The organism is Robertmurraya mesotrionivorans, from assembly GCF_050971805.1.
In the GTDB taxonomy this organism is placed as follows: domain Bacteria; phylum Bacillota; class Bacilli; order Bacillales; family Cytobacillaceae; genus Robertmurraya_A.
In genome coordinates this window covers 20,033-32,034 of sequence record NZ_JBPCCH010000027.1, presented here as the reverse complement: position 1 = coordinate 32,034, position 12,002 = coordinate 20,033, and the positions used below count along the sequence as shown (strand labels likewise).

The 12,002-nt window shown below is 35.7% G+C and carries 10 protein-coding genes and 1 riboswitch; of the genes, 3 read left to right on the top strand and 7 right to left on the bottom strand.

Going from position 1 to position 12,002, the window contains the following annotated elements:
* The first annotated feature begins 27 nt into the window (after positions 1 to 27).
* Positions 28 to 2,058 (top strand): sigma-54 interaction domain-containing protein, encoded by a 2,031-nt coding sequence (locus ACRX5O_RS22905; RefSeq protein WP_433908061.1) that lies wholly within the window; start codon positions 28 to 30, stop codon positions 2,056 to 2,058.
* Positions 2,059 to 2,136: 78 nt separating this feature from the next.
* The gene (locus ACRX5O_RS22900) at positions 2,137 to 2,763 is read left to right on the top strand and encodes a histidine phosphatase family protein (RefSeq protein WP_433908060.1); all 627 of its coding nucleotides are present in this window, start codon (positions 2,137 to 2,139) and stop codon (positions 2,761 to 2,763) included.
* A 63-nt stretch (positions 2,764 to 2,826) separates the two neighbouring features.
* On the opposite strand, the gene ACRX5O_RS22895 is transcribed toward ACRX5O_RS22900, so the two are convergent.
* The 7 genes from ACRX5O_RS22895 to ACRX5O_RS22865 form a co-directional block, all read right to left on the bottom strand.
* Positions 2,827 to 3,369, bottom strand: coding sequence for a phospholipase D-like domain-containing protein (locus ACRX5O_RS22895; protein WP_433908059.1), 543 nt, complete (start codon positions 3,367 to 3,369; stop codon positions 2,827 to 2,829).
* 137 nt (positions 3,370 to 3,506) lie between these two features.
* A complete protein-coding gene (locus ACRX5O_RS22890; protein WP_433908058.1) occupies positions 3,507 to 4,706 on the bottom strand; it encodes a phosphoglycerate dehydrogenase in 1,200 nt (399 codons plus the stop codon).
* A 58-nt stretch (positions 4,707 to 4,764) separates the two neighbouring features.
* A riboswitch (ZMP/ZTP riboswitch) is annotated at positions 4,765 to 4,843 on the bottom strand.
* A 178-nt stretch (positions 4,844 to 5,021) separates the two neighbouring features.
* Positions 5,022 to 6,089, bottom strand: a complete 1,068-nt coding sequence (locus ACRX5O_RS22885) for an ABC transporter substrate-binding protein (RefSeq protein ID WP_433908057.1) — start codon at positions 6,087 to 6,089, stop codon at positions 5,022 to 5,024.
* A gap of 24 nt (positions 6,090 to 6,113) precedes the next feature.
* Positions 6,114 to 6,980: an ABC transporter permease gene (locus tag ACRX5O_RS22880; protein ID WP_433908056.1), complete on the bottom strand. Its 867-nt coding sequence runs from the start codon at positions 6,978 to 6,980 to the stop codon at positions 6,114 to 6,116.
* Positions 6,981 to 6,991: 11 nt separating this feature from the next.
* Positions 6,992 to 7,714 (bottom strand): ABC transporter ATP-binding protein, encoded by a 723-nt coding sequence (locus ACRX5O_RS22875; protein WP_433908055.1) that lies wholly within the window; start codon positions 7,712 to 7,714, stop codon positions 6,992 to 6,994.
* A gap of 768 nt (positions 7,715 to 8,482) precedes the next feature.
* Positions 8,483 to 9,133, bottom strand: a complete 651-nt coding sequence (locus ACRX5O_RS22870; RefSeq protein WP_433908054.1) for a FusB/FusC family EF-G-binding protein — start codon at positions 9,131 to 9,133, stop codon at positions 8,483 to 8,485.
* A gap of 144 nt (positions 9,134 to 9,277) precedes the next feature.
* A complete protein-coding gene (locus ACRX5O_RS22865) occupies positions 9,278 to 9,547 on the bottom strand; it encodes a CD3324 family protein (RefSeq protein WP_433908053.1) in 270 nt (89 codons plus the stop codon).
* A gap of 502 nt (positions 9,548 to 10,049) precedes the next feature.
* Between ACRX5O_RS22865 and ACRX5O_RS22860 the strand changes: the two genes are divergently transcribed.
* The gene (locus tag ACRX5O_RS22860; RefSeq protein WP_433908052.1) at positions 10,050 to 11,915 is read left to right on the top strand and encodes a glycoside hydrolase family 15 protein; all 1,866 of its coding nucleotides are present in this window, start codon (positions 10,050 to 10,052) and stop codon (positions 11,913 to 11,915) included.
* Positions 11,916 to 12,002: the final 87 nt, after the last annotated feature.

Genomic DNA, 12,002 nt, shown 5'->3' with positions numbered 1-12,002 from the left:
CCAATTAAGTGTATAAGGAGTGTTTTTATGAGAAAACCTTGTATTACTTTAATCGCAGGAGGTTCAACAACAAAAAGAGTGTTGCATGGCCAACTTCAACAATTACTTGGTGATTATATTGATGTGAAAAGCTATGCAATGGATGAAGAAATACCCTCTTATTTAAGGGAACCGTTACTACTATTTTCATCAGAAGTAGTGAAACAGGAGGCTTTTGAAAAGTTAGAAATACAATGTGAACATTTTTTTGTTGGAAAACGTATGATTCACCATGAATATATTGACCAGCTGTTGAAGATCCCTGAAAATAAAAAAGTTCTTTTAGTAAACGATAATTATTCAGAAACCACAGAATTTATTGAGTCTTTATATCAGCTGGGTATCAACCATATTCAATTTGTCCCTTTTCAAATAGGACAATTATATTATGAAGATATTGATACAGCCGTCACACCTGGAGAACCTCATCTTTGTCCACCATTTATTCCAAATATTATTGATGTTCACGTTCGACTTTTTGATATGACTACCATTCTAAAACTAGTAGATTACTGTCACTTACATACAGATATTTCGTCTCGGATATCAGAAAGATATATCCGTAATATTGTAGAATTACATAAGAAATTATTGAGCGCTGATCAAAAAACAAAACTGTTGAACGATCATTTACAAAAGGTCGTTGATTCCGTTGATGACGGAGTATTGGCGGTGAATTCACAGCAGGAACTTACCGTTTTCAACCACCATTTAGAAGCACTATTTCAACTCTCTTCACAAAATATTTTGCATAAACCAATCGGAACCCTACTTCCCGCTGAGATTGTTGACTTTATCCTACACGGAAATGAAAATAGTAAATTTTTTACCGTTAAAGGGATAGAAATTGTTATCTTTCGCTCTCAAATGAGTATAGAAAATACCATTGTTGCTACCTTTAAAAGTGTAAATCAAGCATTTGAGATTGAAAAAGCAGCTCAACGACAGTTAAAAAAGAAGGGTTTATATGCAAAATATGATTTACAAGATATTATTGGACACGACCCGAAAATTTTACAGTGTAAAAACATTGCTAAAAAGCTAGCTAAGTCAGAACATCCCGTTTTTATTCAAGGAGAAACAGGAACTGGAAAAGAGCTGTTTGCCAACGCGATACATCTCCACTCACCAAGAAAATCCGGACCATTTTTGGCTGTTAATTGTAGTGCATTAACGGAGAGCTTACTAGAAAGTGAATTATTTGGATATGAGGATGGAGCATTTACAGGGGCAAAGAAAGGCGGAAAAAAAGGATTATTTGAGTTAGCGGATAATGGAACCCTCTTTTTAGACGAGATTGGAGATATTAGCCTTAACGTTCAAGCCCATTTATTAAGAGTCCTACAAGAAAATGAGATTCGTAGAATTGGTGGAGATAAAATCATTCCCATTAATGTTCGAATTATCGCTGCTACTAATAAAAATTTACAAGATAAGATCCAAGCAGGTACGTTTCGTTCTGATTTATATTATCGTCTTAATGTTCTAACCTTTTCAATCCCTCCTTTAAGAGAGAGAAAAAGTGATATACCCTTACTTGTTGATTCTTTTATCAAAAAACATCGGTTAGATATAAAAATCGAGAATCAGGTAACGAATCTCCTTTTACAGCATGAGTGGCCAGGTAATATCCGAGAATTAAAGAGTGTGGTTGATTATATGCTTACCGTATGTGAAAATCATCTCATAACTGAAAATGACATTCCCAGTAATGGACTAACCCCTTCTATAACACAAGAACGTTCAAGCTTGATTCTAGTTGAAAGTAAACTAGAACAGGATGAGTATTTGTTTATTTTAGATGCAATTAAAGCATGCAATGATTCTGGAAAAGCAGCTAGTAGAGAATGGATTTCCTCATATAGTAAAGAATCTAAATATTACTTATCTCCCCAACAGGTTAGGAAACGACTTGATTTCTTAGAATCTCAAGACTTAATCATTAAAGGGAAAGGAAGAGCTGGAACAAAAATCACCTCAAAAGGGGTAAATTTCCTCTCTTCTTATATCAACCAATAGTAATAACAATTCTTCAGTAGGTATGGTAAAATTCTTGGTAACTAAACAATAATTACAATACAAAGTAGGTGTTATAGCTTGTCCTCCGAAAAAGAACTAAAGCTTTATTTTGTACGTCATGGTGAGACTCAATATAATATAGAGAAACGTATGCAAGGGTTTTGTGATTCCCCGCTTACCGAACGCGGAATTGCTCAAGCTAAGTCTGTAGGAATGGGCCTAGATGATATTGAATTTACTGCTGTATACACTAGTGAAAGCCAACGAGTCATAGATACAGCTAAGTATGCAGTTGGTCATCGAAATCTCCCAACTATGACAGACCCACGCCTGAAAGAAATGAACTTTGGTGCTTTAGAGTCACTTGTAGAATCAGAAATCACCGAGCGATATGGAAATATACTTGAACAATTATTTACCCTTAACGACCTTAATATGGCTGCACCAGAAGGAGAAAGCTACTCCCAGCTTTATACACGCACAACCTCCGTGGTTAAAGAAATCATAGACAAGCACAAAAATGAAGGCGGAAATATACTCGTTTTCTCACACGGAGTAACGATCGGTAACTACTTAATGCAATTAACAAAAATGAGCGATTATCCACACCATGATAATTGCAGTGTTTCCATAATTAAGTATGGCAACGGTGAATTTAGTGTAGAAACGATTGCTGACACTTCCTTTAGGGACAGGTATCAATAATATAATAACACCTCTATACGGATGGTATAGAGGTGTTTAACTACTGAATTAATTTCCTGACTTCTACCACTCCGCCAAATCACCACTATCCCACATTTCATTAAATGTATCATTCATAGATGAAACTAAGTCCGAATCACTTACGGTTAAGAGGACTTCCTGGTTATCTTCTGCAGAGTCTTTTGTGTAATTAAAGGAGCCTGTTACGACGGTTTGGTTATCTGATATGGTTAGTTTTATGTGCATTTTTTCATCTGTATTTATTTTAATCGGTATATCTAGTGCCTCTAGCTTATCGAATATTTCTTTACTATCTTTGTTTTCTGTATTTTCCCCATCGGCTATGATTCTAATGGAAACGCCTCTTTCCGCTGCGGCAGAAATAGCAGCTACGATGTTATCATTATCTAGGTTATAGATAGCAATACTAAGCTCTTCTTTTGTGTTATTAATTACCTCTATTAAATCATCCTCTGGGCTACCTTGAAATCCACTAATTGCGTAGGACAACTCTGTTTCACTTGAATCTATCATGATCTTACCTACTAATAAAAGGTTCACTACGAGTGATATGATCAAAAGAATCCTTCCTAGTTTTCTATTCAAAGTTAAACCTCCTTGTTTTTCTCTCTAAAGCTATATCATTTTTACACCATTTATCTTAAATGAACCTTAAATGAATCCTTTTTTAGAAAAACAAAAAAGGTGATACAAAAATTTGTATCACCTTTGGTAAACGCTCATTAAAGTATACGTACAGTTACAATACCTTCAATTAAGCTGATTTTTTCCTCTAACTGAGGAATAATATCACTCGTTACATTATTATCAATATCGATCATTGTATATGCATATTCTCCTCGACTTCTGTTCACCATGTCTGCAATGTTTAAATCATAGCTTGAAAGAGCTGAGGTAATCTTCCCAACCATTCCAGGGATATTTTGGTGGAAAGCTGCTACACGTTGTTTTCCTGAATACGGTAGAGTGGCATTCGGGAAATTCACTGAGTTTTTAATATTTCCTGTCTCAAGAAAATCCTTTATTTGACGCCCTGCCATAATCGCACAATTTTCCTCAGACTCTGCAGTTGATGCACCAAGATGCGGAACACAAATGGTGTTTTCCATTTTCAATACATTTTCATTAGGGAAATCTGTAATATATTGACCCACGATTCCTTCTTCAAGAGCAACTGCCAAATCTATTTCGTTCACAAGTTCCCCACGTGAGAAGTTCAGAATATGAACACCTGGTTTCATAATGCTAAATGTGGCTTGATTAAACATTCCCTTTGTATCATTAGTTAATGGTGTGTGTACAGTGATATAATCAGCGTTTGCAAACAATTCTTCAATGGTTAAAGCACGTTGGACCGTACGTGATAAATTCCATGCTGTATCAACAGAGATAAATGGGTCAAAACCAATCACATCCATGTCTAAAGCAATGGCATCATTCGCTACAAGTGCTCCAATTGCACCTAGTCCAATAACACCTAGAGTTTTACCTTTAATTTCTTTTCCTACAAATTGTTTTTTCCCTGCTTCTACAAGCTTTGGAACCTGTTCCCCTTCACCTTCTAGGGTCTTTGTCCATGACACACCAGCAAAAAGGTTTCTTGATGACGCCATTATTGTAGTTAAAACCATCTCTTTTACAGCATTCGCATTTGCTCCAGGAGTATTAAAAACGACAATTCCTTGCTCTGTGCATTTGTCGACAGGAATATTATTAACACCTGCTCCAGCTCTTGCAATTGCTTTTAAATTACTACCGAAATCCATTGAATGCATATTAAAGCTACGAGCAATGATTGCATCCGGATTTTCACAGTCATTGTCGACTGCAAAGTTTTCCTTACGAAAGACTTTTAACCCGCTTTCAGCAATATTATTTAATGTTTTAATCTGGTTCACTTTTTTTAATGTAATTGGGCTCATATTGTTTCTCCTTTTTTATTATAAATTTGAACAAAAAGAGGTAAGGGTTAATAACCCTTACCTCTGCCCAGGCGAACGGCTACGACACCATGTGCTCCCTCGCGGTTATCCGCGTTTCGCCAGTCACACAAAGTCTTTTCATTTATCTTATTCTAACAATTTCTTAATCAGTCTTCAACCTTAAATATGATTATTATTTTAATTTTCTTACTACTAAAATTTACCTATCGACTTGCCCTAGCAGAAACTTTAAATCTCCATAATAATTCCCCTTCTGCCCTATGCTAGAGTTTTATAGGATTTGTTCACTTTCTGTTACTTAGCAAGTTCTGCTTTCACTAACTCTGGGTTTACTTCTTTTAATAAGGTTAAGTCAATATACTCAGATTGTTCTGGTGCAGATTGGATGTTTCCAACGCTTAGTAGATAATCGGTAACGGCTTGTCCGTTACTTCCCTCAATAAAGGATTCGTCTGCTGTCATGTCATATACGTTACGATTCATGATTTCCGTTAGTTCTTCCTCCGATAAATGAAGTTCTGGCGCTAAGATCTTAATTGCTTCTTCCCGGTTCTCGTTAATATAATCAGTTGCCTTCTCAAGTGCACGGATAATGGCTTTTACCGTGTTCGGGTTTTCTTCAAGGAATTTATCGGTTATTTGTAGAGTGGAATGAACACTCATCCAATCCACTTCTTTTGGTTCCCCTTCAAGCTCGCTACTTGTTCCACTAAATAGTAACTTTCCACCCGCCGTAATTCCTTTTGTAATGAACGGCTCCCAAGCAGCCATCGCGTCAATATCACCACTTTCTAGAGCGGTTAAAGCATCACTTGGAGCTAAGTTTGCAACCTTCACCTTTTCCAAATCTACGCCATATTCTTCTGCCATATTATTGATAGCAATCTGTACATCAGCTCCAGCTGGAATTCCAATTGTCTTACCCTCAAGATCCTTTGGTTCATTTATATCTGCCTTTGGCCCTGCAACAACCGCTTGCGTTCCAGCAATTTGTGCTAATGGAGCGACAATTTTAACATCTACATCATTTGAAGATAAGATAATATCCATAAAGTTGGTTTGAAGACTTACAGGGGCACTACCTCCAGAGACCATGGGACCAATATCCGGGCCACTTTCAATCAACTTATTCGAAACTTTTAATCCTTCTTCTTCAAAATAACCTAATTTGTCTGCAATGATTTGTTGAGACGAAATTTGGGCATCCCTCACCCCTACTATTTCAAATTCTGTCATTTCTAATTCTTTACTAGAATTATTGCTTTTGCTACTATCAGAACTGGTTTCTTCGGTACTGTTGCCACAAGCTGATAAAATAGCTAAAAATAATGTTGTAATCATGACTAGAATATTTTTTCTCATCTTTTACTCCACCTTTTTTAATTTTTATTTTTCAACGGCTTGTGAGAATCCACCGCGTCTCCACGTAAGCATTTTTTTATCTACTATTTTTAGCATGACTGAAAAAAGACTATATTCAATCCCGATAGCAATGATGGATACGTACATATCAGACAGCTTAAAGTAGTTTCTCGCATCTACAATGATATAACCTAAACCCGAAGTAGCTCCCATCATTTCAGAAACAACTAAAGCACCGAAAGCTAAACCTAAACTAATCTGACAGCCTGCTAAAATATTAGGCAAAACAGAAGGTAAAACAACCTTTCTATAAATCTGCTTTTCATTAGCCCCTAAGCTTAACGCTGATCGGATCAAGGTAGAATTGACGGATTTTATGCCATCTACTGTATTAGTTAAAACAGGAAAAAATACGGTCCAAGCAATTAAAGTGATTTTCGGAACCTCTCCAATTCCAAACCAAATAATGAATAGCGGCAAGATCGCCAACGCAGGAATTGGACCAAGCATATTCAGAACAGGTGTTATCCAATCGTCCACTCTTTTAGACTTTCCAATTAGTAAGGCCATTGCCACACCAAGTACACCGCCAATTAAGAAGCCGATTAAGACCCTAAGGGTACTTGATAATAAACTTTCCAGCAAGATTCCAGTTTGAATCATTTCCCACGCTCGAACTAACACCATTGTTGGTGGCGGAAGGAATTTCGGATTCATAAGTTCCAAAGTAATATTGACTCTCGAGAAGGTTTCCCAAAGGAGAAAGAATGCAAGAATCGGAATATAACTTTTTACCGGTTTTTGACGTTTTTTTACTTTTACTTGTTGGGGAGAATCTAGAGAGGAGACAAATGCATTTTTGTTTACTTCCGCCACTTTATTCATTTCCATCCTACTTCCTCCTAATGAACTAACGTCTGTTCAAGCTCTGTCATTAATTCACCAAATCCTGATTCGGTGATCTTCCGTGGACGGGGCAATTTAACACTAACATCACGAGCAATTTGACCGTCTTTCATTACAATAATCCGATCAGCTAAGCAAATCGCTTCAGATATATCATGTGTAATGAAAATAATAGTTGTCTCTAACTTTTTCCAAATATCAATTAACTCATTTCTCATATTCTCACGTGTAAAAACATCCAATGCTCCAAACGGTTCATCCATCAATAACAACTTGGGTTCTCCTGCTAACGCTCTGGCAATACCCACTCTTTGCTTCATACCACCAGAAAGTTCAGATGGATAATGATTTTCATAGCGATCCAATCCGATCATGTTTAAATATTTTTTTGCTTTATGTAACGAGGTTTCTTTATCCGCTCCTTGAACAATAGGTCCAAAAGAGATATTTTCCAAAACTGTATACCATGGAAACAATGCATGCTCTTGGAATACCACACCTCTTTCCTTTGAAGGCTCACGTACGATTTCATTATCAACAATGACTACTCCTTCATCCGGCTGGGTAAAACCTGCAATTAAATTAAGCAAGGTTGATTTACCACAACCACTGTGACCTAGTACACAAATAAACTCATGATTTTTAATATGAAGATTAATTCCTTTTAGAATTTGTCGATCATTAAAGTTCTTTTTCACATTCTGAATAGTAAGTTTCATTTTCTTACCTCTCATGTAATATTTTATAACATGGACTCATTATAATCATAAAGGTTAATCTTCGTCATTATTTAAAATGACTAAAAATGTATTTTTATTTTGTAATAATTATCTAAAATATCTGTCTCTTTATTTTAGATAGGGTCAATCTCCACTTAGAATTTATCCCTCTTTTCATCATTCTTCTTTGTGACTTTTCTTTTAAAATGGCGGTCTATAAGCTTTCCTTAATAAAAAACTCACCTGAACTTGCTTCATGATTCTTCTAAAAATATCCTCAAGCAGAAACGGTTCAGAATCACTATCAAGATAATTAATATGTTAGGTTTCCTCACACACTTTTTTTTAATAGAGTGGGAGTTTGTATTCAATTAAATGTATTTTGATTTTTAAATGTAGATTGATGCAAGGGTTAGTAAAACATTAAAAGGATTGAATCCTGTGAAATACAGGAACCAATCCTCTTAAGATTTGGGGAACAGTTCATCATCGTATACCATTTATCCTGTAGTACTAGGCTTTCATTTACCCTCGATACAGGCTATTATTCTATCTGAATCTGACCAGCTTTCGTTATAAGTGAAAAAGTTTCTCTATTTATGATACGGTTCACCGTAACGCATCTATATGAGGTAATACAAAAGATGCTGAGTTGAAAGAGGCATTAACTTAATTATTTTTGTACAGAAGTGTGCGTTTTTGATTAAATTAATGAAGTAAAAACAAATATGAAAACTTCACAATGATGACAGGTACCATGTAAAGTCTTCACATTCCTAGTGAGTCTTTTAGAAAAGTGGCTAAATATTCTACACTAGTTATTTTTTTATTGCATTCGCTGCTATCGGAGCAAATAAGATTACCGATGGACTTGTAATAATCCGAGTTTCGTGGATTTTTCGCTTTTGTTACGGTGGAAAAATAGGAAACTTCACCAAAGTTATTACAGAAGGAACAAAGATTTTTTTTACTAGTCGGTGCAAATTCACATTCAATACCGACCAGTTTTCCCTCCAGCTCATATACTATAAATTTTTTATTGGATCTTAGATCGTTCCAGCTTAAATAGGTCAGCTGGCTGTGGTCTATATTTGATAAATCAGGCAGCTTTAATTTTTTTTGTTTCGGAAACATTTTTTTCAGTTGCTGCTCGGTGATTCTTGGAAAGGGCAGCAAATAGTCCGAAAGATGTTGGATATATTGCTCATACTCTTTATCTGTTTTCAATCTGGAAAGATCCAGCATTTCTTGTTGGTCCATTGATACATTGGGAAAGAGTTCCGAGATTTTGGCATTGGCTAAGTCGATCACAGCAGCCAAAACGTTTTGAGGTACGTTCTTTTTAGTGCTGTCCTTAATTAAGGCAATCTGTTTTTTTATAAAATTTAATTGTTCATTTTTAATAAATTTTTCGGTCATTACGTTTATCTCCAATCATTTTGCTGCCGTCTCTTTACACTTATTTTAAATAGTGCAGTAAACTTCTAAAATGGATAAAATGACTTAGAAACGTTTTTTACATAAGAACAGCACTGATGAAGGATTTTCACCAGTGCTTTTCGCCTACTTTTTATATGAATAAACTATTTTCTTAATCGTTTCTGTTGAAAGGTAATATTCCTCAGCCAGTTGATGAATACTACTGCCACTAATAAAAGAATTTCTAATTGCTGCATTACGGTGGTCAAGCAGCCGTCTTCCTCCACTTGAAGTTCCCCACTTTTGATACTCCGTTTCCTGCTTAGGAATATAAAGGGTTTCCCCCTGAACATACTTTTGGATTTCCACGATTAGCTTTTCAGGTAAAACTTTGTTTGCATTAATATATTTCAATTTTGCCCGCTCCTTATTTTGATTTTGAAAAAATAAGGTGCAAAGCCAAAATATTAGAAAAGCTTATTCAGCGATAAAACTAAATGTTTCGCCCCATGCAAAGTATCGCCTTTCCAATAATAGGCTTTGCATGAGTGGAAGAAGTACCAGACAATCTTATGTGATTCTCCATTTGTAAGCACCCCCTTTATTTTCATTATATCGAAATTCACCTTCTATTGAATTGTTTTAGCCTTGTTTTTTCAAGAAAAACAATCGCGTTTTTACAATTTACTCAAAAAAAACCGCACCTATTTATGATACGGTTCACCGTGATGTGTTTAAGTGAGGTTGTTCTATTAACCTGTCTATACATGGTTAATAACCTAACCTATCTTATTTATTAATATATCATGCTCAGGAACTGACTTCATTTCATTCTTTCCCTATTTACAACATAAAAATCCCAAATATTTAATATTATATTGATGGCCTGATTTTTTTCAATTAAGGAGTGAAATGAATGCATTATTTTATTGGTAAAAATCAAGACAATCATGCTCCTATTTCAAATGGTATTGTATTAGCTTGGCTTCAGCAATATGATGTTGCATGTCGTCCAGTTGATAAAATAAGTCAACTTTTTTTCGAAAGCTTTGACATGTCAAGTTCACTTTTAGATAATTCAGGTTCTTACATACTAGCAAAAGACCATAATGAGAGAATTTGGTATGATCCCTATGGAATCATTCAAGAGAAGCTGGGACAAATCGGGGAAATTATTTCAATAAATAGCACTAGGTACATTCATGGCTATGGAATATATGAAGTAGTCTCTCATAAAGGTAATACAATAGTTAGAACAAAAACATGGGCTCCTCCTAATAGAAACTCTTTTATACGCTCTATCGAAATTAAAACTCTCCGTAGCAACCCTTCAGAAGTATCGATCTACCCTGTCGTGCATTTACAAAACATTGTTCAAAGAATTGATAACATCTTTATTTCTCGAATTTCTGAAAACAAATGGCTGGCAACCACTATTTCCCCTTCTGTAGAAGGAATAACAGGCGATATTTCTAAAGCAGTAACTGGAAGTCAGGTAACGATCTTTGAACACAGTTTGCTCCCTGTTCCCTTGGTCTTTACCATTCCCGCTCAAAGGGTCCCAGGTCCGGAATATAGCAAGCCTGTCTTTCAGGTATTTGCAGCAGGTGCTTCTAAAGAGGAAGCCCTTAAAGAATTAGAAAGTACATTGGTTCACATTAATCAAAGTGAACAACAGACATTAAAAGCATGGCAAACATGGCACAGTAATACAGTAGAAATCAAAGCACTCCCACATAAGCTAGACTATTTTTGGAAAGTAAGTAACACTTTATTAAAAATGAGCCTACAAAAAGATGGAACACCTATTATCATTGGATTTAAACCGTATCAAGGAAATGTATGGATTCGTGATAGCTTGTGGATTGCATCTACTTTAGCGCTAGCTGGACATCTTGAAGACGCCGTAAGGGCATTATACGCAACGTTGAGTTATTTAAAAGAACGCCCCGATGGCAATTATTACTTTGCTTATAATGTAGTAACACGTTTACCGAACGAGCATGCTTTTGAAAACGATACGACTGGACTCATTTTATACGGAATATGGCAAGTATGGTCGTTGGTAAAAGATCATACGATCATACATGATCTTTGGCCAATTATAAATTATTCTACCGAATGGATTTTGAAAAATCGTGACTCAAGCGGACTTATCTTCCCAGATGCCGGCATTTGGGAAACATTCGGGCCGCATTTAGGGGAAAAATTCGAACATATGACATGGACATCAGCTATTTCAGCATTTGGATTATTAAGAGCAGCAGAAATGGCTGAAGCTATCTTTGAAAATAAGAAAGCGTATCGATTAAAACAAGGAGCCTCTGAATTAATTCATGCAATTTCTAAGCATAACGTCCATAACGGAATTGTAACTCGATCTATGGAAACAAAACGATTAGATGCATCTGTTACTCTATTTTTCTCTGAATTCCCTATATTTCCAAAAGAGTGGCTGAAACCAACACTTAAAGCCATTCAGCAAAGACTTGAAGATCCCTTCATCGGAGGTATTTGGAGACATGAGAGTTTAACAACGGAAGAAGGTGATTTAAAACCGTGGACAGGGCCAACCTTCTGGTTAGGAGAAGCATTCTTAGTTAACAATGATGTAAACCAAGCCTGGAAATATTTTAACCATAATTACAATAACAGCGCTTTTTGTGGACTTTTACCCGAGTTGTTGTACAGTAAAGGCCGTCCAAGAGGGATTGCGATGCCAAGTTATTCTCAATCAGGTGTGATAAGATCACTATTGTTATATAATAGTTTATATGGTTGAGAGCCCTGCTAATTTTTCTATAAAATAACTTAATAATTTTATCGGAGAAATCGTTTCAAAAGTCATTACTATTTATAATCCCCATTT